The sequence below is a fragment of the Caulobacter segnis genome (assembly GCF_023935105.1).
GTDB lineage: Bacteria > Pseudomonadota > Alphaproteobacteria > Caulobacterales > Caulobacteraceae > Caulobacter > Caulobacter segnis_B.
The window spans coordinates 2,125,146-2,151,467 of record NZ_CP096040.1; the positions used below are offsets into that span (position 1 = coordinate 2,125,146).

General features: G+C 68.2%; 20 protein-coding genes and 1 pseudogene. 10 read left to right on the top strand and 11 right to left on the bottom strand.

Going from position 1 to position 26,322, the window contains the following annotated elements; translation table 11 throughout:
• Nucleotides 1-40: 40 nt before the first annotated feature.
• The 3 genes from MZV50_RS10440 to MZV50_RS10450 form a co-directional block, all read right to left on the bottom strand.
• Nucleotides 41-1,024: an oxidoreductase gene (locus MZV50_RS10440; RefSeq protein ID WP_354668931.1), complete on the bottom strand. Its 984-nt coding sequence runs from the start codon at nucleotides 1,022-1,024 to the stop codon at nucleotides 41-43.
• Between the two features lie 68 nt (nucleotides 1,025-1,092).
• Nucleotides 1,093-2,367 (bottom strand): MFS transporter, encoded by a 1,275-nt coding sequence (locus MZV50_RS10445; protein WP_252634482.1) that lies wholly within the window; start codon nucleotides 2,365-2,367, stop codon nucleotides 1,093-1,095.
• A gap of 35 nt (nucleotides 2,368-2,402) precedes the next feature.
• Entirely contained in the window at nucleotides 2,403-3,224 is an 822-nt protein-coding gene (locus tag MZV50_RS10450; RefSeq protein WP_252634484.1) for a 2-keto-4-pentenoate hydratase, read from the bottom strand.
• A 186-nt stretch (nucleotides 3,225-3,410) separates the two neighbouring features.
• Between MZV50_RS10450 and MZV50_RS10455 the strand changes: the two genes are divergently transcribed.
• Entirely contained in the window at nucleotides 3,411-3,773 is a 363-nt protein-coding gene (locus tag MZV50_RS10455) for a BlaI/MecI/CopY family transcriptional regulator (protein ID WP_252634486.1), read from the top strand.
• 123 nt (nucleotides 3,774-3,896) lie between these two features.
• Here the strand turns inward: MZV50_RS10455 and MZV50_RS10460 are convergent, their stop codons facing one another.
• The 4 genes from MZV50_RS10460 to MZV50_RS10475 all read right to left on the bottom strand — a co-directional run bounded on the left by MZV50_RS10460 (nucleotide 3,897) and on the right by MZV50_RS10475 (nucleotide 11,245).
• A complete protein-coding gene (locus MZV50_RS10460) occupies nucleotides 3,897-5,390 on the bottom strand; it encodes an alpha,alpha-trehalose-phosphate synthase (UDP-forming) (RefSeq protein ID WP_252634488.1) in 1,494 nt (497 codons plus the stop codon).
• Nucleotides 5,387-6,187 carry a trehalose-phosphatase gene (gene otsB, locus MZV50_RS10465; RefSeq protein WP_252634489.1) on the bottom strand — a complete coding sequence of 267 codons (801 nt, stop codon included), beginning with the start codon at nucleotides 6,185-6,187 and terminating at the stop codon, nucleotides 5,387-5,389. Before otsB ends, MZV50_RS10460 begins: the two co-directional genes overlap by 4 nt.
• A gap of 177 nt (nucleotides 6,188-6,364) precedes the next feature.
• The gene (locus MZV50_RS10470; RefSeq protein ID WP_252634492.1) at nucleotides 6,365-9,325 is read right to left on the bottom strand and encodes a TonB-dependent receptor; all 2,961 of its coding nucleotides are present in this window, start codon (nucleotides 9,323-9,325) and stop codon (nucleotides 6,365-6,367) included.
• Between the two features lie 108 nt (nucleotides 9,326-9,433).
• Entirely contained in the window at nucleotides 9,434-11,245 is a 1,812-nt protein-coding gene (locus tag MZV50_RS10475) for a glycoside hydrolase family 15 protein (protein WP_252634494.1), read from the bottom strand.
• Between the two features lie 210 nt (nucleotides 11,246-11,455).
• Here MZV50_RS10475 and MZV50_RS10480 point away from each other — a divergent pair, with 210 nt between their 5' ends.
• The 4 genes from MZV50_RS10480 (at nucleotide 11,456) to MZV50_RS10495 (ending at nucleotide 14,577) form a co-directional block, all read left to right on the top strand.
• Complete coding sequence (locus tag MZV50_RS10480; protein WP_252635221.1) at nucleotides 11,456-12,931, top strand: L,D-transpeptidase family protein; 1,476 nt, start codon at nucleotides 11,456-11,458, stop codon at nucleotides 12,929-12,931.
• 72 nt (nucleotides 12,932-13,003) lie between these two features.
• Complete coding sequence (locus tag MZV50_RS10485; protein ID WP_252634496.1) at nucleotides 13,004-13,657, top strand: DUF882 domain-containing protein; 654 nt, start codon at nucleotides 13,004-13,006, stop codon at nucleotides 13,655-13,657.
• 96 nt (nucleotides 13,658-13,753) lie between these two features.
• Nucleotides 13,754-14,098 carry a hypothetical protein gene (locus MZV50_RS10490; RefSeq protein ID WP_252634497.1) on the top strand — a complete coding sequence of 115 codons (345 nt, stop codon included), beginning with the start codon at nucleotides 13,754-13,756 and terminating at the stop codon, nucleotides 14,096-14,098.
• A gap of 119 nt (nucleotides 14,099-14,217) precedes the next feature.
• Complete coding sequence (locus MZV50_RS10495; protein WP_252634499.1) at nucleotides 14,218-14,577, top strand: GFA family protein; 360 nt, start codon at nucleotides 14,218-14,220, stop codon at nucleotides 14,575-14,577.
• A 57-nt stretch (nucleotides 14,578-14,634) separates the two neighbouring features.
• Here the strand turns inward: MZV50_RS10495 and MZV50_RS10500 are convergent, their stop codons facing one another.
• Entirely contained in the window at nucleotides 14,635-15,675 is a 1,041-nt protein-coding gene (locus tag MZV50_RS10500; RefSeq protein WP_252634500.1) for a substrate-binding domain-containing protein, read from the bottom strand.
• Nucleotides 15,676-15,791: 116 nt separating this feature from the next.
• Nucleotides 15,792-16,139, bottom strand: coding sequence for an arsenate reductase family protein (locus tag MZV50_RS10505; RefSeq protein ID WP_252634502.1), 348 nt, complete (start codon nucleotides 16,137-16,139; stop codon nucleotides 15,792-15,794).
• A 129-nt stretch (nucleotides 16,140-16,268) separates the two neighbouring features.
• On the opposite strand from MZV50_RS10505, the gene MZV50_RS10510 reads away from it, so the two are divergent.
• From MZV50_RS10510 to treF, 4 genes are all read left to right on the top strand, one after another.
• The gene (locus MZV50_RS10510) at nucleotides 16,269-16,790 is read left to right on the top strand and encodes an RNA polymerase sigma factor (protein ID WP_252634504.1); all 522 of its coding nucleotides are present in this window, start codon (nucleotides 16,269-16,271) and stop codon (nucleotides 16,788-16,790) included.
• Nucleotides 16,787-17,887, top strand: a complete 1,101-nt coding sequence (locus tag MZV50_RS10515) for a FecR family protein (protein WP_252634505.1) — start codon at nucleotides 16,787-16,789, stop codon at nucleotides 17,885-17,887. Before MZV50_RS10510 ends, MZV50_RS10515 begins: the two co-directional genes overlap by 4 nt.
• A 60-nt stretch (nucleotides 17,888-17,947) precedes the next feature.
• On the top strand, nucleotides 17,948-20,515 hold the full coding sequence (locus MZV50_RS10520) for a TonB-dependent receptor domain-containing protein (protein ID WP_252634506.1): 2,568 nt from the start codon (nucleotides 17,948-17,950) through the stop codon (nucleotides 20,513-20,515).
• 105 nt (nucleotides 20,516-20,620) lie between these two features.
• Nucleotides 20,621-22,180, top strand: coding sequence for an alpha,alpha-trehalase TreF (gene treF, locus MZV50_RS10525; RefSeq protein ID WP_252634508.1), 1,560 nt, complete (start codon nucleotides 20,621-20,623; stop codon nucleotides 22,178-22,180).
• A 9-nt stretch (nucleotides 22,181-22,189) separates the two neighbouring features.
• On the opposite strand, the pseudogene MZV50_RS10530 reads toward treF, so the two are convergent.
• Both MZV50_RS10530 and MZV50_RS10535 read right to left on the bottom strand, forming a co-directional pair.
• Nucleotides 22,190-22,304 (bottom strand): annotated as a pseudogene (locus MZV50_RS10530) (hypothetical protein).
• Between the two features lie 8 nt (nucleotides 22,305-22,312).
• Nucleotides 22,313-24,643: a TonB-dependent receptor gene (locus MZV50_RS10535; protein WP_252634510.1), complete on the bottom strand. Its 2,331-nt coding sequence runs from the start codon at nucleotides 24,641-24,643 to the stop codon at nucleotides 22,313-22,315.
• Nucleotides 24,644-24,837: 194 nt separating this feature from the next.
• Between MZV50_RS10535 and MZV50_RS10540 the strand changes: the two genes are divergently transcribed.
• On the top strand, nucleotides 24,838-26,322 hold the full coding sequence (locus MZV50_RS10540; protein ID WP_252634512.1) for an esterase-like activity of phytase family protein: 1,485 nt from the start codon (nucleotides 24,838-24,840) through the stop codon (nucleotides 26,320-26,322).

Genomic DNA, 26,322 nt, shown 5'->3' on the forward strand with positions numbered 1-26,322 from the left:
CGCTCGTCGCTGGCCCGCCGGGCCAGTTCCAGCAGCGCCATCACCCGCAGCGCCTGCTCGACGGGCACCGGGGAGGGGCGCCGTCGCGGATGGCGTCGCGGACGCCGGCGTAGAAGGTCCGATAGCCGGTGATCTCGGGGCGGACGTCGGTATGGACCTGGACGTCGTTCTCGACCGTGGTCAGCACGCCATGGCGGCTGTCGCGGCCCCAGCCGGGCGCGCCGGGGGTCATGCCCGCCTTCAGCTGGGCCTCCTGCGGGTCGAGGCCGTGCTTGACGTAGCTGGCCTTGGTCCCGTGCACCGCCAGGCGCAGGTCGCTGGCGGCGGTCAGCAGGCTGCCGTGCAGGATCACCCGCAAGGTCGGGTAGCGCAGCAGGACGTGGAAATAGTCGTCGGCTTGCGCGCCCTCGCGCTGAATCCCGATGTCGGCGGCGATGGCCAGGGGCTCGCCGAACAGCACCAGGGCCTGGTCCAGCAGGTGAGGGCCCAGGTCCATCCAGGCGCCGGCGCCCGGTCCGGCCCGCTCGCGCCAGCGGTCGCGGACCTGCGGGCGGAAGCGGTCGAAATGACTCTCGTACTGCACGACCTGGCCCAGGGTCCCGTCGGCGATCAGGCGCTGGAGCGTCTGGAAGTCGCTGTCCCAGCGGCGGTTGTGGAACACGGCCAACAGCTTGCCGGCGGTCTTGGCCGTTTCGGCCATTTCGCGCGCCTGCGCGAGGTCGAGGGCGAAGGGCTTGTCGACCACGACGGGCTTGCCCGCCCGCAAGGCGGCGATGGCCTGGGGCGCGTGCAGGGCGTTGGGCGTGGCGATGACGACCAGGTCGATGGCGGGATCGGCCAGCAAGGTCTCGAACGCGGCGACGACGCGGACCTGGGGCCAGTCGGCCGCCACCTTGGCCGGATCGCTGGAGACGACCGTATGCAGCGCCAGACCCGGCGTCGCGGCGATCAGCGGGGCGTGGAAGGTCTTGCCGACATAGCCATAGCCGACAAGAGCGACGTTCAGATCAGGAGCCGTGGTCATGACCCCGTTCTATACGAAAAAGGCCGGGGATTTCGCCCCGGCCTTCGTCGTCTGGAAGATCGATCGTCCTAGATCGTCACCGGCTCCATCTTGGGCGTGAGCAGGTGGATGACCAGCAGGGCGATCAGATAGGCGCTGCCGGCGACGATGAAGATCGGGGTGTAGGTGCCGATCTGCTCCAGCACCTGGCCGATGTACTTCGAGAAGGCCATGCCGCCGAAGGCGCCCAGCATGCCGCCGATGCCGACGACCGACCCGACCGCGCCGCGCGGGAAGACGTCCGACGGCAGGGTGTAGAGGTTGGCCGAGAAGCCCTGGTGGGCGGCGGTGGCGATACCGATGATCAGCACGGCCAGCCAGACGCTGTCTGCCTTGGCGGCGAACATCACCGGCACGGCCAGCAGGGCGCAGACCAGCATGGTCAGCTTGCGGGCCTTGTTGATGGTCGCGCCGTTCTTCATCAGGGTCGAGGACATCCAGCCGCCGGCGACCGAACCGACGTCTGACAGCAGGTAGATGGCGATCAGCGGCGGGCCGAACGACTTCAGGTCCAGGCCGTAGCGCTTGCCCAGGAAGTCCGGCAGCCAGAACAGGAACATCCACCAGATCGGGTCGATCAGGAACTTGCCCAGGGCGAAGGCCCAGGTCTCGCGCTTGGTCAGCAGCTTGGCCCAGCCGATCTTCTCGACGGGGTCGGCCGGATCCTGTTCGATATAGGCCAGTTCGGCCGCCGACAGGTTCTTGGCTTCACGCGGGCGGCGATAGACCAGCAGCCAGATCGGCAGCCAGACCAGGCCGGCGACGCCGGTGACGATGAAGGCCATCTGCCAGCCGAAGGCCAGCACGATGCCCGGCACGACCAGCGGGGTGACGATGGCGCCGATGTTGGTGCCGGCGTTGAACAGGCCGGTGGCGAAGGCGCGTTCCTTCTTGGGGAACCACTCGGCCACGGCCTTGATGCCGCCGGGGAAGCCGCCGGCCTCACCGATGCCCAGGCCCATGCGGGCGAAGACGAAGCCGCCGAAGCCGCGCGCGGCGGCGTGGGCGATGTGGGCGATCTGCCAGATCGCGAACGCGATGCCGAAGCCCCAGCGGGCCCCGATCTTGTCCATGATCTTGCCCCAGGCCAGGTACGCCACGGCGTAGGCCAGCTGGAAGTAGAACACGAGGTCGGCGTAGTGAGTCTCGTTCCAGCCGAATTCCTTCGACAGGTCCGCCTTCAGGAGGCCGATCGTCTGGCGATCGACGTAGTTGATGACCATCGCCGCGAACAGCAGCGTGACGACCACCCAACGATACCGTCCTACTTTTTCGGACGGGGCGGGCGCTTTCGAAAAATCCATGGACGCCTTCCTTCCCCCTATTAGCGGGTCTTTTCTTATTTCGCCGGGACGGCGACGCAGTCCACGGTTCCGAACGGGCCGAAATCGACGTGGGCCACGTCTCCGGCGACCACGTCGTGAATACCCGTGGTCGCGCCGGTGGTGACGATCTGACCCTTCTTCAGCGGCTTGCCGCGCGCGGCGACGGTTCCGAGCAGGAAGGCCAGGGCGGCCAGCGGAGAGCCCGGAATCGTGGCGGCGGTGGCCTTACCGACCGACTTGCCGTTGATGAAGGTCTCGACGGGCATATCCTCCCAGGCGACATCGCGCCAGTTGGAAATGGCCTGACCAATGATCTGACCATCGTTGTTGCCGAAGTCCGACGCCACGACGGTGGGGCCCAGGGCGTTGATGGTGGCCAGCGGGCTGCCGGCGATCTCGACGCCGACCAGGAGGTCGCCGACGTATTCGGCGGCTTCCTCGGCGGTCCATTGGGTCTTGTCGGCCGGGGCGTCCTTGCCCAGGCGGATGATGAACTCGGCCTCGACGGCGCAGAAGCCGCCCGCGATGGCGCGGAATTCGTTCGGCGCGCCGACTTTGGCGTCCTGGACCTTGGTCTTGAAGATGCAGCCGGCCAGGCGATCGGCGCTCAGGCGCTCACGGTGCTGCGGCGGCACCAGGCCGACCTTCCAGCCGACCAGTTCGTCTGGCCACAGGTCGATGGCGATATCCTGCACCGAATAGCCTTCGGCCATGCTCGAGGGAATCACGCCGCCCGGATAGCCGGGGACCGAAACACCCTCTTGGCGGGCCTTGACGAACTGGGGGGCGATGGCCGCGGGGGTGAAAACCACGCTGTCGGCCTCAGAAACGGTCACGCCGTGGATCCTCCCTCGAAATTCGGCACGGGTCCCGCTTGGCGGGGGTTGCCACGTCTCTAGTGGAAACCGGTGTCATTGACAATGAGCCCGTGAAGTCTGCGCGCGACGCGGCGAGCGGTCCGTATGGCTTGACACCTGTAATAGCGGGTATAGCGTCCCCGTTGAATTACGGACGTAAGCGTCATGCACATCACCGCCGCCGAAGCCCACGTCATGGAAGCGCTCTGGCGCCGTCAGCCGCTGTCGGCCGACGATCTGGTCGCCGAGGTGGGCGCGTCCCAGCAATGGGGCGAGGCCACGGTCAAGACGCTGATCAATCGCCTCTTGAAGAAGAAGGCGATCAAGTCCGAGCGGGCCGAGGGCAAGCACGGCTATCGTCCGCTGATCGACCGCAGCGCCTATGTCCAGGCCGAGAGCCAGGGCCTGCTGGACCGCCTGTTCGACGGCCAACTGGCTCCGCTGATCAGCCACTTCGCCCAGCATCGCCCGCTGAAGGCCGACGAGGTGGCGCGGCTGAAGAAGCTGATCGACGAGATGGGCGAGTAGCTGAGGGTTATTCCTCAAAGCCAATAAATCGGTGTCATCCCGGCCGCACTGCGCCGGCCCCTGGGCCCCAGATAGCGCCGCGCGCTTCCGGGATGACACGGCTTTGCCCTTCTAGGAAAGGCCCTAAGCGCGCATCGCCTTGGCCTCGGGGGTCTTGGTCCGCAGGGCCTTGGCGGCCACGTCCAGGCTCTGGATGACCGCCGGCTTTTCCAGGGTCTCGCCGTCCTGGCCCGGACCCGGCCGCGCGCGCAGGGCCGCCACGAAGTCGTCGCGCCAGGCGGTGACGTCCTCGCGGGTGACGTTGTTGAACAGCGCCTCCCAGCGGCGCTTGCGTTCCTTGACGTCCATCGACAGCGCCCGCTCCAACGCGTCCGAGATCTCCTCGGGGCTGTTGGGATTGATGATCAGGGCGTCCTTCATCTGGCGCGCGGCGCCAGCGAAGCGCGACAGGATCAGCACGCCCGGATCCTCGGGCTCCTGGGCCGCGACGTACTCCTTGGCCACCAGGTTCATGCCGTCGCGCAGCGGCGTGACCAGCGCGGCCTTGCTGGCCCGGTAGACCCCGGCCAACTCGTCGCGCCGGTACGAGCGGTTGACGTAGCGGATCGGCGTGAAGTCCATCTCGGCATAGGCGCCGTTGATGCGGCCGATCAGGCCGTCCAGCCGTCCGCGCAGGTCCTGATAGGCCTCGACCTCGTCGCGCGAGATCGGGGCGATCTGCAGCAGCATGACCTCGCGGCGCAGGTTCGGGTGGTCGTGCAGGAAGCGCTCGAAGCCGATCAGCCGCTCCTCCAGGCCCTTGGAATAGTCCAGGCGGTCTACGCCCACGACCATCTTGCGGAACACGCTGTGGGCCATCATCCGGTCGTAGACCTTCCGCGCGGTGTCGCCCGTGACGATCTTCGTGAAGTCCTCGACGTCGATGCCGATCGGGAAGGCCGAGGCGTGCAGCTTGTGGCCGAACGCCTGCAGCTCGCCCAGCTCGTTCTTGGAGCCATGCACCTCGTTGAAGACGTAGCCCTCGAAGGCGTGCAGCGATTCCTCGGTCTGGAAGCCCAGCAGATCGTAGTGGAACAGCGCCTCCACCAGCTGCCGGTGACGGGGCAGGGTGACCACCAGTTGGTGGGCCGGCCACGGGATGTGCAGGAAAAACCCGATCCGGTTGGTCACGCCCATCCGCCGCAGCTCGCGCGCCAGCGGGATCAGGTGGTAGTCGTGCACCCAGATGATGTCGTCCGGCTCGATCAGGGGCAGCAGGGTCTCGGCGAAGCGCTTGTTGACCCGGTCATAGCCCTCGCCGAACGAGCGGTCGTAGGCGGTCAGGTCAACGCGATAGTGGAACAGCGGCCACAGCGTCTTGTTGGCGTAGCCGTTGTAGTACTCCTGATAGTCGGTCTCCTCGAGATCGACGGTGGCGACCGTCACGCCCTCGATCCGCTGCATGTTCAGCTGGCCGGTGAACTCGGCGGTGGTCTTGCCGCTCCAGCCGAACCAGATGCCCGAATACTCGCGCAGCGCCGCGGCCAGGGCCATGGCCAGGCCGCCGACGCTGCCTTCGCCGTCGGCCGCCGGGTTCGGCGGATTGACGCGGTTGGAGACGACGATCAACCGGCTCATGCGCGCACCTTGGCCATGGGGGTGATCGAGGGCGCGCAGAGGTCTTCCAGCCAGCGGGCGACCGCGTCGGTGTCGGCCAGGTGATAGCGGGCCTGCGTCGGGCGGAGCTCGCCGACCAGCACGCCGAACCCACCCAGGCGGCGGGCGGCGACGAAGCCGTCCTCGTCGGTCAGGTCATCGCCGATGAATACCGGCGTCGCGCCCACGAACGGGGCCTCGCGCAGGAACGCCGTCACCGCCGCGCCCTTGTCGGCGCCCGGCGTGCGCAGCTCGGCCACCATGTCGCCCAGCTGCAGCACCAGCCCGGTGGCCTGGGACAGGCGCTCAGCCGCCTCGATCACCGCCTCGGCGCAGGCCGGCGCGTTGCGATAATGCAGGGCGACGGACAGGCCCTTGTCCTCGAACAGCAGGCCGCGCTCGCAATGGGCCAGCTCGACCAGGATGCGGCGGGCGTCGATCAGGCCCGGGTGAGGCTCGCGCGCGATCACCGCGCCGTCGGCCGTCCGGCGCACCAGGCCATGCACCGCGCCGATCGCGCGCACGCCGCCGTCCAGGATGTAGTCGAGATTGGGCAGGTCGCGGCCGCTGACCACGGCGACGCGGTTCTCGAAGGTCTCGCGCAGGCGGGCCAGCAGACGGGCCCGGCGTGGATCGGGACCCACGTCGTCCGGGCGCGGCATGATCGGGGCCAGGGTGCCGTCCAGGTCGAGAAACAGCGCCGCGCGACGCGGCAGGTCGAGGGGCGGGGGCGGGAAATCGACAGATTCCAGGCGCGCGACCGGCTGAGCCACGGTCATGGCGAGAACCCCCTCATCAATAAGCAACATGCGCCAAGAACGCCGAACGGCCGGGTTCGATCCCGCGATCAACTCAGGCTCACGGGTTTTTGCGCGGATGCCCAAGGGGCAGGCAGGGCGTCCAGTTCGCCGTCACCCCGCCGTCCCGGCTTTCGCCGGGGAGGCGGAGGCGGTTGGCTAAAACAAGAGCTTCCGCACGCTGAACTGCAGCACCCGTCCGCGCGGATCCAGGTAGTCCGGCTGATAGTTGACCGGAGTCACGCCGGTGGCGTCGCGCACCGTCTGCTGCTGGTCGAACAGGTTGTTGACCGACAGGGTCAGGCGCGTGCCCCGCAGGATGGGGTGCTTCTGGACAAGCTCACGCCGCACGCCCAGGTCGGCGAACAGGCGCAGGTTGACCGTCGCCAGGCTGGAGAAGTCCAGATCCGTCGACGCGCCGCCGGTCCCCGCCGCCACGTGCGTGCCGCTGGTCCAGTTGGCCGACAGGCGCGCGCCCAGGCCGTAGCGCGTGATCCCCGCCTGGGCTTCGACCTCGTTGCGGGCCTGGCCGCCGCCCGAGCCGATCACGTCGCCGTTCAGCAGGTCCAGGGTCGGGACGCCGTCGGCGATGGTGACCTTTTCCTTCAGGTGGATGGTGTGGAACAGCGCGAGCTGCAGGCGCGTGGCGCGAGGATTGCCGCCGCCGCCTCGACCCCCGAAGCCGCCGCCGAAGCCGCGTCCGCCGCCGCCGGGACCGCCGAAGCCCTGGCCGCCGCCACGCGGGCCGTCGCCGCCGAAACCGGGCGAGGGACGTGGAGCGTCGTCGCCCGCGGCCGGCGTCTGGTTCTGGGCCTGCTGCTGGGTATTGGGATCGGTGCTGGTCTCGGTAGGCGGTTGCGGCGCGCGGTTGTCGTCGCCGCCGCGGTTGTCGCCAGAAGACGAAGACGAGGGCGCGCGGCGCAGCAGCTCGGCGCCGGGCGGCTGGTCGCCACCTTGGCGTCCGCGCCAGCCGCCGGCCGGTGGGGGCGGGGTCTTGCCGATCTGGCGCGAGAAGTTGAAGCCCCAGCGGATCTGCTCGCTCTCGCGCTTGGCGAAATTGACCGCGCGGGTGTCTATGCGGGTCAGGTTGCCGTCCGCGTCGCGGGTGAAGCGGTCGGGGAAGGCCGCCTCGACCGCCGCCGTGGCGGCCGGGAAGCCGGCGACCGGATTGTCGATCCGCACCCGGCTGTAGTTGGCGGTCAGCGACAGGCCCTGGACCTTCTCGGGCTTCCAGGTTGCGCCGAAGCGCAGGACGTTGCGGGTTTCGCCCTTCAGGTCGGCATTGCCGCCGCTGATCCGCGTGACGTCCACGGTCTGGCCGCGCACATAGTCGAAGATCTGGGCGTTCGGGGTGGTGATCAGCGGATTGCCCAGCTGGGCCAGGCTGGGGGCGTTCTCCTGGCGGGTGGCCGAGACGATGAAGCTGACCGGCTTGACCGGCGACCAGTTCACGCCGCCGCCGATCGTGGTCAGGGTCCCGAAGTCCGAAACCTGGCGCACGGCCAGGTTCAGGTTGGTCGAGAGGTCGCCGATCCCGGCCCGCACGCCCTTGCGGCGGCTGGCCAGGGGCAGGTCGAAGCTGACCTGGGCGGTGGCGTCGCCACGCGACTGCTCGCTGTCGCTCTCGACGCCCGAGCGGATCGAGGTCCCGTCCAGGCGCGAGCCGCTGACGCCCAGCTTGAGGGTCGAGGAGAGATCGCCGGCACGGAACTTGGCCAGGGCGCCGTTGGCGACGAACTGCAGGTCGGCGCTGTCGGTGGTCGAGCGCGCCCGATCGGTGTTGAGAGAAAGACCGGTCAGCGGCGAGAACGGGTTCAGCGTCGGGTCCAGCGCGGTGAGGCGGCTCTGGACGGCCGTGAGGTCGACACCCCGATCGGTCTCCGTCTTGTTGATCGCGTGGTCGTAGTTTCCGGTCAGCGACAGCCGCAGATCCTCGGTGTCGCGGTTCAGGGTGAAGCCCAGGTGGCCCGACAGATTGCGCGAGGTCTGGCCCAGGGCGTCTCGGTCGCCCAGATAGCGGAAGAGCGCCACGTCCTGGCCGAACGGCGAATAAGGGTCGGCGGCCGGGATGATCAGGCGCGCGCGGGCCGGGCCCAGCAGCGAGTCGCTCTGCGACGCTGTCGCGCCCAGGTTCAGCGTCGCCGAGACGTTGTCGAGGATGTAGCGGTTGGTGACGCTGTTGATCGACACCTGCCGGCTGCGGGGCAGCAGGGTGCGGTAGTCGGTGATGTCGCTGGCGTTGGCCTGGTTCGCGCTCGGCAGGAAGGCGGAAAGGCCGGGCGCGCCGCTGGCCGCCGAGGCCGGGACGCCCGCGACCGTCACCGGCGCGCCGGCCAGGGCGCTGAGCGCGGTCAGGTCGCCGCCGAGCGGGGCGATGTTGCCGGTGAAGTCGTAGAGGCCGCTGTTGGTGCGGCTGACCAGGTCGCGGTCGCTTTCCAGCAGCTGGTCGCTGTTCTGGACCTTGATCGCCAGGTTGCTGCGGCCCTGACGGTTCAGGCGCAGCTGGCTCCAGTTCAACTGCTCGCTTGTCTGGCCGCCCTCCATGGGGCCACCGACCGAGGCGTCCACGGTCCGGGCGCGGAAGCGCTGGCGCAGCACGATGTTCACGACCTTCTGGTCGGCCGAGTAGCCGTACTTCAGGGCCACTTCCTCGGGCAGGATCTCGACCCGCTGGATGGCCTCGGTCGGGATGTCGCGGATCTCGCCCTGGCCCGAGATGCGCCGGCCGTTCAACAGCACCACGGGATCGCCGCCCAGGCCGCTGGTGGTCTGGGGCGTCAATTCGGTGAGCAGGTCGTCGATCGACGAGACGCCGAACGAGCGGACGTCGGCGGCGCTGAAGGTCTCTTCCGGCGGGATGTCGCCCAGCACCGCGCCGAACGGCTTGCCGCTGGCCGTGATGGTGACGGCCTCGACCTCGGTGTCGAGGTCCTCGGGCGTCACGGGCTTGGGAGCGGCTGGCGGGGTCGCCGGCTTGGTGGCGGCCTTCGTCGCGGGCTGGGGCGTGACCTGCGCGGGGGCTTGAGGCGCCGTCGGGACGGTCGGCCTGGTCTCCTGCGCATGGGCGGCGCCGGTCGCGACGCAGCCGAGAACACCGACCAAGGCCAGTTTGCGGCTCACCAAAGAGCTTCTCCGATTTCGAAATGTCCCAAGGGCGCTGTTGCCCGCGCGTTGTAACGCGGAGATTTCACAATTTGCCCAGTTCGCAACATCGGTGGCGCGCGTGGCCTAACGCACCGAGGTCCACGGACGACTCAGCAGCACCGCGCAGTTGATCAGCCCGACCAGGGAGTAGGTCTGCGGATAGTTACCCCACAGCTCCCCGTCGGCGAAGCCGATGTCCTCGGACAGCAGGCCCGCGCCGGTGCGGCGCGACAGCATGTCCTCGAACAGCTCGCGGGCTTCCTCGGTGCGGCCCGACAGGTGCAAGGCCTCGATCAGCCAGAAGGTGCAGATGTTGAACGCCGTCTGCGGCGAGCCGAAGTCGTCGGGAATGGCGTAGCGCAGCAGGTACGCGCCGCGCCGCAGGCCATCCTCGATCGCCTTGAGGGTGGCGACGTTGCGCGGATCGTCGGGCTTGTGGAAGCGCAGGTCGACCAGCTGCAGCAGGGACGCGTCCAGCTCGTCACCCTCGAAGGTGGCGGCGAAGCGGCCCAGCTCCGCGTTCCAGGCGCGGTCCTCGATGACCTTGCGGACCTGGGCGGCGCGACCGTTCCACAGCGCGGCCTTGTCGGTCAGGCCCAGCTTCTCGGCGGCGTTGCCCAGGCGGTCGCAGGCCGCCCAGCACATGGCCGAGGAATAGGTGTGGACATTGGCGCGGCCGCGGAACTCCCACAGGCTGGCGTCGGGCTGGTCGTGCAGCTGGAAGGCCCGCTCGCCCACCGGCTCCAGAGCCTCGAAGTCCTCGACCGTGGCCGGACGCAGCAGGCGCTCGTCGAAGAAGGCCTGCACCGTCGACAGGATGATCTGGCCGTAGACGTCGTTCTGGATGTGCTCGAACGCCTGGTTGCCGACCCGCACCGGCCCCATGCCGCGATAGCCAGGCAGGTCGGGGGCGAAGCGCTCGGTCAGCACCTCCTCGAAGCCCACCCCGAACAGCGGCTGGATGTGACCGCCGCCGGCCCGATCGACGATGTTGCGCAGATAGCCCAGATAGTTCTCCAGGATGTCGACCGCGCCCAGCCGGTTCAGGGCCTGGACCACGTAATAGGCGTCGCGCAGCCAGCAGTAGCGGTAGTCCCAGTTGCGGCCGCTGTCGGCGTGCTCGGGGATCGAGGTGGTCAAGGCCGCGACGATGGCCCCGGTCTCCTCGTGCATGCACAGCTTCAGAGTGATGGCCGCGCGGATCACCGCCGTCTGATAGTCCAGCGGCACGGCCAGGCCGCGCACCCAGTGCTTCCAGTAGCCTTCCGTCTCGCGCAGCATCCGCTCGCAGGTGGCGCCGATATTGGCGTCGAAGCCCTCGTCCGCGCCCAGGAACATGGCGATCGGCCGCTCCAGCCGAAACGGGCGCTCCTCCAGGATGTGCGAGACCGGCGCGTCTGTGGAGAGGCGCAGGGTCATGTCCGAGCACAGGTAGCGGATGTGGTTCGAGCCCGAGGTGTGCTCGGCGACCTTGGCCCCCCAGCCGGCCGTGGGGCGCAGGCGCAGGGTCACACGCGCCACCCCGGTGATCGGCCGGATCAGGCGGATGAAGGCGGTGGGCCGGAAGGTGCGGCCGAACTGCAGGTAGCGTGGGGCGAAGTCGATGATCTCGATCCGGGCGCCGTCCTCGTCGGCGATCTCGGTGCGCAGGATCGGCGTGTTGCGGATGTAGCCCTGGCGCACCTCGGCGCGGCGGTCTACCTGGACCTCCCAAAGGCCCTTGGCCGCGTCGCCCTGGGGATCGGCGTCGTCCAGCAGGGCGCTGAACACCGGATCGGAATCGACGCGCGGCGCGCAGCCCCAGACGAACCGGCCTTCGGTGTCGATCAGGGCGCTGACCGCGCAATTGCCGATCGGGAACAGATCGAGCGTTTTCTTGTGCAAGCTTTCACCCATGGAGATGCGGCGTGCGAGCGCTGGAGCGCGCTCCTCGTTTTGAGTGAAACCGACACTGTGGCTCGCGGGTTCCTGTTCTTGAAAAACGTCTTCGCGAGGCGAGGGTAGGGCTCGCCCCTTCCGTTGTCCGCGTTGACGCGAGCGGCCTCAACGGCCATCTGGAATCCTTGACGCGGCCGGCGCCGCGCGTGTGTGGCGGGCTTTTCGACGGTGATGCGAGTTACGAGACCCTGCGGCGTCCTGGCGGCGGCGATCAGCCTTCTGTCCCTGGTTCCCGCGCAGGCCCAGTCGCAGCGTCCGCCCGTGGCCGCCAAAACCACCCCGCAACAGGCGGTCCCCGTCGTGCCGGCGGCGCCCGCGCCCGTTCAGCCGGACCTTTCCGCCGTCCAACTGCGCGCCGACCAGACCGAGCTTCTGCGCCGCGTGCTGGGCGAGGCCTCGACCCACGGCTTCGACACCAAGACCTTCGCGCCGGAAAAGGCGACCACGCAGGCTCAGCTGATCAGCCTGACCCTGGCCTACGCCAAGGCCGTGCACAGCGGCCGCCTGCCCGTCAGTGCGTTCATGACCGAATGGGGCCTGCGCCCCGCGCCCTACGATCCGGCGGTCGACTTCGTCGCCGCCGTCCAGCAGGACCGTCTGGCCGCCTGGCTGGACAGCCTGCCGCCGCCCTATACCGGTTACCAGACCCTGCGCACGGGCCTGGCGACCTACCGCGCCATCGCCGCCAAGGGTGGTTGGAAGCCGCTGGTCCCGACAGGGGAGGCTCCGAAGGAGGGCGAGACGGGCCCCCGCATCGCGGCGCTGGCCGCGCGCCTGGCGGCCGAGGATCCGACGGTCGTTGTCGGCTCCGCGCCGGTCTTCGACGCGACCCTTATCCAGGCCGTGCAGCGGGCCCAGAAGCGCTTTGGCCTCAATCCGGACGGCGTCGTCGGCCGGGGGACGCTCGAGGCGCTGAACACGCCCGTCGAGCAGCGCATCGACCAGATCGTCGCCAACATGGAGCGCTGGCGCTGGCTGCCCCAGACCCTGCCGGCCGAGCGGATCCAGGTGAACGTGGCCGCGGCCATCCTGTCGGTATTCCATCAGGATACCCCGACCCTGACCATGCGCGCGGTCACAGGTCGTCCCGGCGACGAGACGCCGATGCTGTCGTCTATGATCCATTCGATCGTGCTGAACCCGCCGTGGAACGTGCCGTCCTCGATCGCCACCAAGGAGCTGTGGCCCAAGGAGAAGGCCAGCCCGGGCTATCTGAGCCGCAACGACTTCATCGTCATCCCGACCGGCGACGGCGGCTCGCGTCTTCAGCAGAAGGCCGGCCCCAAGGCGGCCCTGGGGCAGGTGAAGTTCGACTTCAACAATCCCTATGGCGTCTATCTGCACGACACGCCCAGCCGCTCGAAGTTCGACAGCTTCAGCCGGCTGGCCAGCCACGGCTGCGTGCGGCTGCAAAAGCCGATCGAGCTGGCCAAGGCGCTGATGGAGGGTGATCCGACCTGGACGCCCGAAAAGATCGACGAAACCCTGGCCTCGGGCGACACCGTGCGGGCCAAGCTGCCCCAGCAGATCGCGGTCTTCTTGCTGTATTGGACGGCCTATGTGACCCCAGACGGGCAGGTCAACTTCCGCCAGGATCCGTATGGCTGGGATCGTGAGCTCGTGCAGCGGATTGCCGCACTTTGACCCGGCTCAGCTTGCTTTCTTAACGTCTATGGGGTGTCCTGCCGCCACTTCAGTGTCGGGTAAGGCGTACTCATGCATCGACGTAAGCTGCTTCAGTGGGGGCTGAGCGCTGTTGGGGCCGGACTTGTTCCGCTGGCCGCCGCACGCGCCGACGATGACATCATCGGCGCTATTCTGCAGGGAAAACATCCGAACGCGCCGGTGGTTCCCGCCGCGCCGCCGGTCGGTCTGAGACCGACTCCAGTCGAGACCTTCGCCGCCCAGCCGGCGGTCGAGCCGAAGTGGGTCAAGCTGCGCAACATCCACACGGACGAGAAGCTGGAAGCCGTCTACTGGGAGAACGGCGAGTACGTTCCCGACGCGGTCACGGCCCTGAACCACGTGCTGCGCGACTATCGCAACGACGAGGTCCACCCGATCGACCCAGGCCTCTACGACATCCTGGGCAAGATCGCCGAGAAGACCCAGACCAAGGCGCACTTCCAGGTGATCTCCGGCTATCGTTCGCCCGCGACCAACCGGATGCTGTCCGAACGCAGCGGCGAGGTCGCCCGGCACAGCCTGCACATGGACGGCAAGGCCATGGACATCTACTTGGAAGACATCTCCCTGCAGGAGATCCGGGCCGAGGCTCTGGGGCTGCAGCTGGGCGGCGTCGGCTACTATCCCAAGAGCCGCTTCGTCCATGTCGACGTCGGTCGCGTCCGCGCGTGGTCCGGGACCTGACCTTTTCCGTTGGCGCGCGTAACCAAGCGCCCGTCGCGACGTTTAGACCCTGAGAGCCGGCGCGATCGGTCTTCGCGTCGCAGGGAGGTTGGTCATATGAGCGAGCGTCGTCGAAATCCGTTCGGCTGGATCGTGCTGGGCTTCGTCGTCGGCGTGCTGTCGGCGTTCGGCGCCATGGCGTTCCTCACCCCCAGCCAGGACGAGTACGAAAGCCATCCGATCGCGATCGCGACCGCCGCCGATGACGCGGCGATCGAGGCCATGGACGCCGCGCCGGCCGCCCCTCGGCCCGCCCCGCGCAAGATCGAGATCTCCGCGCCGGCGCCCGCCGATCCCGTGGCCGCGCCCAAGCCCGAACCGGCCGTGGCGACGTCCAAGGACCTGGATCCCCAGGTCGCCGACGACGCGGCCGCGGCGGGGATGACCTCGCGGGCGCAGTAAAGTCTTCCCTTCTCCCGCAAGGGGAGAAGGAGAGGGCGCGAGCATCCATCCACAGCCTGCTGCCACCAAGCTGGCGGCAGGGCGGGCGCAGTTTCCTTGGAGGTTCAAGGAGCTGCGTATTGACGATCAAGGGAAGCTGTTGCTGCGGCGGCGTGCGGTTCGAGCTGTTCGAGCCGCCGCTGATGATGGGAACCTGCCACTGCTCGCGCTGCCGCAAGGCCGGATCCGGCGTCTACGCCTATGTCCGGGCCGAGGCGTTTCACTGGCTGGCGGGCAGGGACCTCGTGGTTCGCTACCAGCCCAGGCCGCCCATGCGGTTCAACCGCAGCTTCTGCCGACGCTGCGGCACGTCGCTGGGCGATCCGGACAGCGGCCGCATCCTGGCCATCGCTGCCAGCTGCCTGGACGATGACCCTGGCGTCCGCGTGGCCTTCGAGGAGTACGGGCCCGACGCGCCGCCCTGGGAGAAACCGGCATAGAAAAAGGCGGTGGTCGAGACCACCGCCTTCTCCGAACTCAAAGCGCGGAAGGGTCTCTTATTCCTTCGGCGCGGGCATGGCCGGCAGGGCGCCCGCCTTGCCCTTCATCGCCTGGTGCTGGGCCGGGGGCAGCGGGATCAGGCCGCGGCCTTGCAGGTAGCCGCCACGACCCGTCGCGGCGTCCGAGACGAACTCGGTGACGAATTCCTTCAGGCCCGGCGTCACGCCGACCTGGGACTTCTTCACGTAGATGTACAGCGAGCGCGACAGCGGATACTGGCCGCTGGCGATGGTCGCCGGGGTCGGCTTCACGCCGTTGACCGAGGCGCCCTTGATGCGCGAGGCGTTCTCTTCCAGGAACGAGAAGCCGAACACGCCCAGGGCGTTCGGGGTCTTCTCGATCGTGCCGACGATGGCGTTGTCGTTCTCGCCGGCGTCGACCCAGCCGCCGTCGGTGCGCATCGGCGAGACGGTGGCCTTGAACTTCTTCTCGTCGTCGGCCTTCAGCTTGGCCAGGGTCGGCAGCTTGGCGGCGCCGCCTTCCATGGCCAGTTCGACGAAGGCGTCACGGGTGCCCGAGGTGGGCGGCGGGCCGTAGGCCAGGATGCGGGCCTTGGGCAGGCCTTGGCCGACCTCGTTCCAGTTCTTGTAGGGTTGCTTGACGATCTGGCCGCCGCGCAGGCTCTGGTCGGCCAGGCCCAGGTACAGCTGCTCGAGCTTGAAGTTGAAGTCCGGGCCCTGCTTGTCGACCGCCACGACGATGCCGTCGAAGCCGATCTTGAGCTCGACGATGTCCTTCACGCCGGCCTTCTGGCAGGCCTGGAATTCGGACTTCTTCATCGGGCGCGAGGCGTTGGCGATGTCGGGGAACTTCTCGCCCGTGCCGCCGCAGAACATCTTGATGCCGCCGCCCGTGCCCAGGCTTTCCACCTTCGGCGACTTCTTGCCGGTCTTCTTCGAGAAGTTCTCGGCGACGCGGGTCGAGAAGGGGAACACGGTCGAGGAGCCAGCGGCCCAGACATAGTCGCGGGCCGCGTGAGCCTGGTCGGCGACGGCGAGCAAGGCGACGGTGGCGACCGCGCCGATGAGCTTGTTCATGTCGTCAAAATCCTGTGTCGTCCGGTGACGGGGGCAACATGCCGGACCGATGCCCGGGCTTTTGTCACAGATCGAAGACAGTTTTACGACAGCATCCGTGGGCGGATGAATGTCGGTTAGGCGACGGTCAGAGCCTTTTCGATCGGCCGCGCCAGGACCACGCCCTTCGGACCGTCGACGATCGGGCGATTGACCAGGATCGGATGCGCGACCATCGCCGCCAGGATCGCCCCCTCGGTGGCGTCCGGCTTCAGCAGGCCCAGGTCCTCGGCGGGCGTGCCGCGCTCGCGAAGCAGGCCCCTCAGGTCGGTGTCGGAGCGCTTGACCAGGTCCAGCAACTGCTCGCGGGTCCATCCGGTCTTCAGGTACTCGACCACCACCGGGTTCAGCCCCGCCTCCTGCAGCAGGGCGACCGTCTTGGCCGAGGTGGTGCATTTGGGGTTGTGATAGACGGTGACGGCCATGGCGGAGCTCCTGGACAGGCGGCCGGTTTAGGCGGGCCCGCGCCGGGCGTCGATGCGTCCCGCCGAAAAATCTTCGTCTCGATGGTGTGCGTGACGGGGCGATGTGCGTCATGACTGTCGAGAGCAGTCATGAGGAAAGCCGTGGGGCAGCAGAAGCCACACGATCTGCGAGGTCTGGATCGGCGCTACAGGCCAGCGCTGATGGCCTTCTTCATGCGCCGGGCGGCCAGCCACGGCGACGCCGAGGACATGACCCAGGAGCTGTTCGCCAAGCTGGCGCGGGTCGAGGACCCGGGCATGGCCAACGCCGACGCCTACATCTTTCAGATGGCCGCCAACCTGTTGCGCGATCGCCAGCGGCGTGAGCGGGTGCGGGCCAATTACCGCGCCACGCTGGCGGCCGGCGATCCCGTCGACCTGGAGCCGCTGGATCCGGCCCGCATCCTGCAGGCGCGCGAAGATCTGGGCGAGGTGTCGCGGATTCTGCGCGAACTGCCCGAGCGCACGCGGGCGATCTTCCTGCTCTATCGCCTGGAAGGCATGAAGCAGGCCGAGCTCGCCACGCTGTACGGCATGACGACCAGCGGCGTGCAAAAACACATCCTCAAGGCCATGGGCCACCTGACGCGACGCCTGAGGGCGAGCCCATGAGCGACCCAATGGACGAGATGTTCGACAACAAGCTGGATCTCGCCGCGGACGCCGCCGCCGAATGGTGCGTGCGCCTGTCGGAGGGAGATCTGTCGCCCGCCGAGCAGCAGGCCCTGGACGCCTGGTTCGCCGCCGATCCGGTCCATCGCGAACTGCTGGACGACGCCGTCGCCGCCTGGCGGGCGGTGGACCAGCAAGCGTCGCTGCCCGGCATGATTGCCTTGCGCGGCGAGGCGCTGAACGACCTGCGCCGCGCTCAGCACCGACAATGGAGCCGCAAGCCCGGCCGTCGCCTGGCCGTCTGGAGCGCCGCCGCGGCGGTGGTCGCGGCCGTGGCCCTGGGCGGTGTCCTGACCTGGCGTGCCAGCCTGCCGGACGTCTATCGCACCACCGAGGGCGAGCGGCGGATCGTCGAGTTGGCCGACGGCTCGCGCGCCTCGCTGGACGCCGACACCGTGCTGAAGGTCCGCTACGACGGCGACCGGCGGCGGCTGTGGCTGGAGCAGGGGCGCGCCAAGTTCGCCGTGGCAAAGGATCCGCTACGGCCGTTCTCTGTCGCGGCCGGGGGCAAGCTGGTGGTGGCCACCGGCACGACCTTCAGTGTCGAGCGCGTCGCCGACCAGATGCGGGTCGTGCTGTACGAGGGCCATGTCGCCGTGCTGGACGGGGAGGGCGCCAAGGGGCGTCCGCCGCCGCTGCTGCGCGTGAACGGCGCGCCGACCGAGAAGGCGCTGACGCCCGATCACGAGCTGGTCGCCCAGATCCATTCCGAGGCGGCCTCGGTCGCCCCCACCGATTCCGCCCGCGCCGGCGCCTGGGAGACCGGGCAGCTGGTGTTCCAGGACGAGCCCATGAGCCTGGCCGTCGAGCGGGTCAACCGCTACGCCCGCGACAAGCTGCGGATCGGCGATCCGACGGTGGCCAATCTGCGGATCAGCGGCGTCTTCACATCGGGCGACACCCGCGCCTTCATCGACGGCGTCACGGCGGTGTTGCCCGTCCGCGCCGTCAGCGGGCAGGGCGGCGAGACCGTCCTGCGCGCGTTCCAGCGCCAGCCAAAAAACTTGACCGACGGTGGTGTGTCCTCGGGAGAGTGAGGCGTCTCACTTACCGAAAAGCGCCGAGACGACAGAACAAGCGGCGCGAGGGAGGGACGTATGAGCAAGTCTTCCAAGCAACCCTGGCTGCTGGGCGCCTCGGCGGCCGTGCTGGTGGCTCTGGCCGCGCCGGGCGTTGTCCAGGCGCAGGCGCGCGGCGAGCAGAGCTTCGATATTCCGGCCCAGGACCTGGCCGGCGCCCTGCGCGCCTTCGGCCAGGCCTCGGGCAGGCAACTGGCCTTTGACGAGAGTCTGGCGCGAGGTAAGCGCGCGCCGCGGCTGAAGGGCGCGTTCACGGCGGACGAGGGTCTCTCGCGCCTGCTGGCCGGTTCGAACCTGATGGTCCAGCCCACCGCCAGCGGCGTCTACGCCATCCGCGAGCGCCCTCTGCTGGTCAGCGCCAGCGCCGCCGGCCAGGCCGCCGCGCCCGCCACGGCCGTAGAGCAAAGTCGTCCGGAAGAACCCGCGCAGGTCGAGGAAGTGATCGTCGTCGGCACCCCCGGCGGCGCGGGCATCGACAAGCTGTCGGCCAGCTTCGCGGTCACCACCGTCAACGCACAGGACATCCTGAAGGCCTCGCCCAAGAGCAGCGCCGAGCTGCTGAGCCTGGTCCCCGGCGTCTGGGTCGAGACCTCGGGCGGGGTGGCCGGCGCCAACGTCTTCGTGCGCGGCTTTCCAGCCACCGGCGACGCCGAGTTCCTGACCATCCAGCTGCAGGGCTCGCCGATCTATCCGCCCTCGACCCTGTCGTTCCTGGAGAACTCGTCGATCTTCCGCGTCGACGAGACGATCTCGCGGATGGAGGCCCTGCGCGGCGGGCCCAACCCGATCTTCTCGAACGGCCAGCCGGGCCTGACGACCAACTTCATGCTCAAGGAGGGCGGCGAGGAGACCAAGGGCCTGGTCAAGGCCACCACCTCCGACTACGGCCTGCGCCGGGTCGACGGCGTGGTCAGCGGCAAGCTGGCCGACGACCTCTTCTTCATGGCTGGCGGCTACGTGACCCGCTCGCCCGGGATCCGCGACACCCAGTTCGACAGCGAGAAGGGCCAGCAGTTCACGGTTAACCTGACCAAGCGGCTGGAGCGCGGCAAGGTCAACTTCTACGCCCGCTTCACCGACGACCACGGGGCCTGGTACCTGCCGTTCGCGATCAATGTGCCGGGCGTCGACAAGGGCGAGTACACCCAGCTGGGCGAGCTGTCGCGCCAGCAGACCCTGCAGGTCAACGCCGATGGCCGCACTCGCGACTTCGACCTGGCCCATGGTCGGGGCTGGAAGGGTTATGTGGCGGGCGGCAGCTTCGAGCACGAGTTCGGCGACGGTTGGACGGTGCGCGACCGCTTCAGCTTCACCAAGGGCGACGCCGACACCTACGGCCTGGTGCCCGACGGCGGCGCGGTGACGGCCAGCTCGGTCGCCTCGGTGATCGGCGGGCCGGTCCGCACGCGCGGCGGGACGACCCTGGGCAGCGGCGACTACGTCCAGAACTGGGGCGCGTGGATCGTCGAGAAGGACATCGAGGCCTTCGTCAACGACTTCAGCGTCAACAAGACGATCGGCGGCCACTCGATCTCGGCCGGCTATTACGCCTCCAGCTTCTCGTCGGACGACTTCTGGACCATCGGCAACTTCAAGCCCATGCAGGTCAAGGCCAACGGCGACTACCTGGCGGCCAATGTCAGCTGCGCCAACCTGGCGACGGCGGGCAGCGGCTCGGGCTGCTGGGCCTACGGCTTGACCTCGAACGGCGACGGCAAGGTCAACGCCTTCTACCTGGCCGACTCCTGGCAGATCATCGAGCCGCTGCGCCTGGACGTCGGCGTGCGCCGCGAGAAGTTCGAGACCGACTACGTGGTCGACGACGGCAATGGCTATCCGGACGGCCTTGCGCTGAGGACGACCGACTACAGTCAGTCAAAGACCTCGTACACGGTCGGCCTGAACTATGACCTGAACGAGATGTCCGGCGTGTTCGCCCGCTATTCCAAGGGCTTCAAGTTCCCCAGCTTCGACAACTTCCGCGAAAACCTGACCGACACCCTCAGCGTCAAGCAGTACGAGCTGGGCTACAAACTGCGCTCGGGGCCGTTCGAGCTGTACGCCACCGGCTTCGCCAACAGCTTCGACGGGGCCAAGTTCGCCGACGTCGGCGGCACGCTGGAGACCAATTCCAACAAGGCGCGCGGCATCGAGCTGGACGGCCGCTGGCGCTCGGACTTCGGCTTGTCGCTGTCCCTGAACGGCACGCTGCAGAAGACCGAGATCAAGACGTCCTCGATCGCGGCCAACAAGGGCAACAGCGCCCAGCGCCAGCCCAACTGGCAGATCCGCTTCACGCCCAGCTACGACGTGCGGCTGGGCCAGGTGGCGACCACCCTCTATGGCACGGTCAGCGCCGTCGACGATCGCTGGGGCGACAACGCCAACACCCAGAAACTCAACGGCTACACCAAGGTGGATCTGGGGGCGATCTTCAACGTCGGCGACTTCAGCGTCCAGGTCGCGGCCGACAATCTGACGAACAGCCATGGGCTGACCGAGGGGGATCCGCGTTCCACCAGCGGCGCCAACGCTCGCCCGATCCTGGGCCGGTCAGTGCGGTTGTCGGTGGGTTACAACTTTTAGTATATAGCTCAATATTCCGATCTCCCCGGCGCCACGGTCACGCTTCGCGCGTAAACGTTGGCCGGGGAGACGGTTGATGAAGCTTGGTTGAGTTTGAGGTGTCCCATGGTCCGCCTGTTCGCCGCGACGCTCGCCGCCCTGACCCTGGCTTCGGCCGCTCGGGCGGAGGACGCGGCGAAGGTCCCGACGCCGGCGGACACCTATCAGGAGCTGTTCCACCAGGTTCAGACCCGGCGGATCTTCCCGGACGGCAAGACCTTCGTCGACGCGGTTCCCCGACGCGCGCCGGCCAAGATCATGGCCGACTACCGCGCCCACGCCCGGTTCAGCGACGCCGAACTGAAGCGCTTCGTGCGCGCCAACTTCATCGTGCCGCAGGCGGGCGCGGCGCCGAAGCCGACAGCCAAGCGTACGGCGCTCAAGGCTCACATCGCCGGCCTGTGGCCGCACCTGACCCGGCCGCCCGTAAAGCCCGTGGCCGGCGGTTCGGCCCTGGCCATGGCCAAGCCCTTCGTCGTGCCCGGCGGGCGCTTCCGCGAAATCTACTATTGGGACAGCTACTTCACGATGCTGGGCCTGAAGGCCGACGGACGCGACGATCTCGTGGACAACATGATCGACGATTTCGGCGGCCTGATCGAGACCTACGGCCATATCCCCAACGGCGCCCGTACCTACTATCTCAGCCGCTCGCAGCCGCCGTTCTTTTACGCCATGGTCGGTCTGTCCGCCGCCACCGATCCCAAGACGATCAAGGCGCGGGTCGACCTCATGCGCCGCGAGCACGCCTTCTGGATGGACGGGAGCGACGACCTCAAGCCGGGCGAGGCTCATCGCCGCGTGGTGGCCATGGCCGACGGCGGCGTGCTGAACCGCTATTGGGACGACCGCGCCACGCCGCGCGACGAGTCGTATCGCGAAGACCTCGAGACGGCGGCCAAGAGCCAGCGGTCGCCGGCCGAGGTGTTCCGCGACCTGCGGGCCGGGGCCGAGAGCGGCTGGGACTTCTCGTCGCGCTGGATGGCCGACGGGCGGAGCCTGGCCACGATCCAGACCACCTCGATCGTCCCCGTGGACCTCAACAGCCTGATGTTCGGCCTGGAAAAGGCGATTTCGGCCGGCTGCGCCCAGCTGGCCGACGCCGACTGCGTGCGCGAGTTCGAAGGCCGGGCCACCGCGCGGGCCGAGGCGATCGACTTCTATCTCTGGGACGCGGCCAAGGGCGCCTATCTGGACTACCAGTGGACGACGGGGCAGCGCCTGGACCATCTCAGCGCGGCGACCTTCTATCCATTGTTCGTCGGCGCGACCGACGAGCACAAGGCCCATGTCGTGGCCCAGAAGGCCTGGGACGAACTGCTGGCCCCCGGCGGCCTGCGCACCACCACGGTCCGCACCGGCCAGCAGTGGGACACGCCCAACGGCTGGGCGCCCTTGCAGTGGGTGGCCGTGTCGGGCCTGCGCCGCTATGGCGAGGACGCCCTGGCGGCCGAGATCGCCAAGCGTTGGCTGGCCACGGTGACGCGTGAATACAAGGCCAGCGGCAAGATGCTTGAGAAATACGACGTCGAGGAAGCAAAGGCCGGCGGAGGCGGGGAGTATCCCACCCAGGACGGCTTCGGCTGGACCAACGGCGTCACGCGGGCGCTGATGGAGATGAAGTAGGAACGCCCCTCACATGTCATCCCGGAAGCCTCGAAGAGGCTATCCGGGGCCCAGGGGCCAAGCGCAGTGCGGCCGCCCCTGGGTCCCGGCTCTCCGCTGCGCTACGGCCGGGATGACACGTGATTTGGACGCCTAGAACTCGAAGCTGAGCGTGCCGAACACCTGGCGCGGGGCCGAGGCGTGGAACACCAGGATGCTCCCGGTGGCGTCGTCCGGCGCGAAGACGCTGCTGTCGAAGTTCGAGGCGTAGCGCTTGTTGGTCAGGTTGGTGACGTTCAGCGACGCCTTGGCGCCCTTCATGAAGCTGGCGCTGTCAAAGCGGTAGGCCAGGCCCAGGTCGAACAGGGTGACGCCGGCGAAGCTCTGGTCGTTGGTGTAGGTGTAGTAGCGGCGGCCCGTATACTTGCCCTGCAGCGAGGCAGAGAAGCCGCCCTGTTTCAGGGTCAGCACGCTGGCGAACATCTGCTTGGGCGTGTCGACCTGCTGCTTGCCCTTGGTCTGCTTGATCACGCAGGTGGTCGTGCACCAGTTCAGGTCTTCATCGTAGGTCGACTTGTTGTACGAGGCCGAATTGTACCAGTTCAGCCACGACAGCGGCTTCCACAGCACGCCGATCTCGGCGCCCTTGCTGGTGACGCTGCCGGCGTTGTGGAAGGAGTTGCCGCAGCCGGGGTTCTGCTGCTGGTTGGTCGGGCAGGGGTTGTACTGCAGCAGGCGGTTGTTGAAGTCGACCTCGTAGGCCGAGACCGACAGCTGCACCTTGTCGCCGACATAGCGGTAGCCGGCGTCGAAGCTCTTGGAGGTCTCGGGCTTCAGGTATCGGCCTTGGGCGTCCCAGACGGCCTGCGACACCGATTGCGGGCCCAGTTTGAAGCCGCCCTGGAACATGGCCATGTTCTCGGCGTAGCTGGCGAACACCTCGTGGCCCTGGGCGATCCGCCAGCGCACGCCGGCTTCCGGCAGGAAGCTGTCCGAGGCCTTCAGCGAGCCGGTGGCGAACTGGGTGGACGCCGCCGCGGCGGCCTTGGCGATGCCGGGCAGGGCGCGGGCGTTCGACTTGGCGTTGGTGCTCTTGAAGCCGAAGTCGATGCTCAGCGCATCGTTCAGCAGGGTGATGGTGTCCTGCACGTAGAACTGCTGGGTGTTCCAGTCGGTCTTTTGCACCCACTGGGCGGTGTTCGGCTGGCCGTCCAGATATTGGGCCAGGCTGAAGGGGCCGGTGACGTTGGTCCAGATGTAGCGCGCGGCGCTGCTGGTGTTCTGCTCCAGCCACAGGCCGGCCTGGATGTGGTTGAAGCCCACGGTCCAGGCGACGCTGGCGACCACGCCGTCGCGCTCGATCGTGTAGCGGGTGTCGCGGATCTGGACGGGCAGGTCGTCCGAGGTGTCGGTCGTGCCCTGGTTCGACAGGCCGGTGATGAAGTTGTTGCCCGCGCCCTTGTCGGTGTGGCGATAGACCTGCAGGTGGGTCTTCAACGTCGACGTCACGTCGAAATCGCCGGCGATGTAGAACAGGTCGTCGTTACGCAGGATCTGGCCGTTGGTGAAGGTGACGTCGGCCAGCTTCTCGGGCGCGGTCGAGGTCACGCACTTGGAGGCCAGCGACGCCACCGAGCAGGCCGCGCGGCTGACATAGGCGTCCCAATTCGGCGCGTAGCCGCCCCAGTCCCAGCCCAGGCGGTTCAGCATGTCCTTGGACAGATAGGCGTCATCGGCCTGGTTGGTGCGCGACAGATCGACGAAGGCGGTCAGCTGGCCGCGCTCGCCCTTGTAGGTGACCTTGCCGTTGAACTGCTTGCCGGTCGACTTGTTGTAGGCCGGCTGGTTCACGAACAGGTCCTGTTGGGCGTAGTGGCCCGACAGATAGGCCGACCAGCCGTTGTGCTCGCCGGTGTCGAAACGCAGGAACGTGCGGTAGGTGTCCTCGCTGCCGAAGCTTTGGCTGACCGACAGGCCCATGTCCTTCTTCGGGTCGCTGGACACATAGATCAGCGCGCCGCCCAGGTTGCTGGTCGAGGGGATGCCCAGGCCCGCGATGCCGGTCGCCAGGTCGGCGCGGCCCAGGTTCTCGGAGATCAGCGCGCGGCTGATCGTCAGGCCGTTGTAGTTGTTGTAGGCGCCGTCACCCAGCGGCATGCCGTCCAGGCTGTAGCCCAGGTGGGTGGTGTTGAAGCCGCGCACCTGCAGCGACAGCGACTGTTCGTTGACGCCCAGGGCGTCGATCGACTGGGCGCTGACGCCCGGTAGGAAGTTCAGGGCCTTCTGCACGCTGGTCCCCGGCGGCAGGGTTTCCAGGCTGGACGGGACGAGGGTCGAGACCGACCGGGTCTGGCCGCTGCCGACGATGACGACGGCGTCCAGTTCGGTGTTGTCGGCCGGCGCCGGCGCGTCGGCGGCCTGGGCTTGGCCGGCGAGCATGAGGCAGGCGGCGATGGCCACCGCGCTGGCGGATCTGAGCAGCATGCGGATATCCCCCGATATCGAGCGCCTCGCAGATTCGCGTCAGGGCGCCGTTCGTTTGTGAGCGCCGCGTCTATTCCACATGTCGATGACAGTTCCGCTTCATTCACATGACGCTGAATGTCACGAAACCTACGCAGTCCCTCCCTATGAGCCGCGAAGTCCAAGGAACACTCAGCATCCTTCAAGGAGCCTACATGCCGCGCCGTCGCCTCGCCGGAATCGTCGCGGGTCTCGCCGCCCTGGCCCTGGCGGCCGGAGCTTCCGCCCAGAGCGCGACCTACACGACGCCGCACTGGGACAAGACGCCGGGCGATGTCACGGTCCAGTTTGGCGGCAAGACCTATGTCAACCACGGCCTGGTCGCCGTGGGCTGGGTGCCGGCGGCGACGCGCGACTTCGCGGGCGAGACCCTGGGCTCGTTCTCGAGCATGGCGCTGTCGGACTGGAAGCGGAACGCCGATGGCTCATACGCCGGGACCCTGCGCACCCTGCCGGACCGCGGGCCCAACAATGTCGGGCCGTTCAAGAGCACGACCGACTACGCCAACCGCGTCCACCAGCACGCCATCCGGCTGGTTCCCGGCAAGGGCCTGACGATCACCCCGACCGGCGGCTTCCTGCTGAAGGACCAGACCGGCCAGCCGTTCACCGGCATGGACCCGGGCGCGAACGTCGTCGAGCGCGGCGGGGTCCGCTATCCGTCGCCCGTGAGCGGCGAGGGGGCGGGCAAGCTCAGCCTGGACAGCGAGGCGATCGCCTATCTTTCTGACGGGCGCTTCTATGTCTCGGACGAGTACGCGGCGGGGATCTACCTGTTCGACCGGATGGGCAAGCTGACGGGCGCGATCCAGACCGTTCCGGCATTGCTGCCGATGAAGAAGGGCGTCCTGAACTTCGGGGCCGAGAAGGCGCCGGACCAGGGCCGCCGCAACAACCAGGGCCTGGAGGCGCTGACCATCAGCCCGGACGGCAAACGCCTGATCGCCGTGCTGCAGAGCGCGACCATGCAGGACCAGGGCGCCAGCGCCGCCACCCGCAACAACACCCGCGTGCTGGTCTATGACATCAGCCAAACCAAGCTGCCCAAGGCCCCGATCGGCCACTATGTCCTGCAGCTGCCCACCGTGCGCGAAGCCGGCGACGGCCAGCCGGCCGATGTCGCCGCCGCCCAGTCCGAAGCCGTGGCGCTGAGCGACACGCGCCTGCTGGTCCTGGCCCGCGACGGCAATGGGCGTGGCAAGGGCACGGCCAACGCCCCGGTCTACAAGAGCATCCTGCTGGTCGATCTGGCGGGCGCCACCAACCTGGCCGGCACGCCGTACGAGCAGGCCGCCAAGCCGATCGCCAAGGACGGCCTCCTGAACCCCGACATCAAGCCGGCCGCCCAGGCCGAGCTGGTCAACATCCTCAATCCCGTCCAACTGGGTCGGTTCGGGATCGACCTGTCGGTCGAGCCGTCGACCCCGACCAGCCTGCCCGAGAAGATCGAGGCCATGGCCATCGGCTCGGCCTTCGACAAGACCGGCGACGTCTTCCTGCTGGTGGGCTCGGACAACGACTTCGCCACGGGCAAGGGCCACGTCAACGGCCAGGACTTCGACGCCTCGCTGCATGGCGAGACCGGGACCGGCGACAACGACAATCTGGTGCTGGTCTACCGGCTCTCCCTGCCGAAGTAA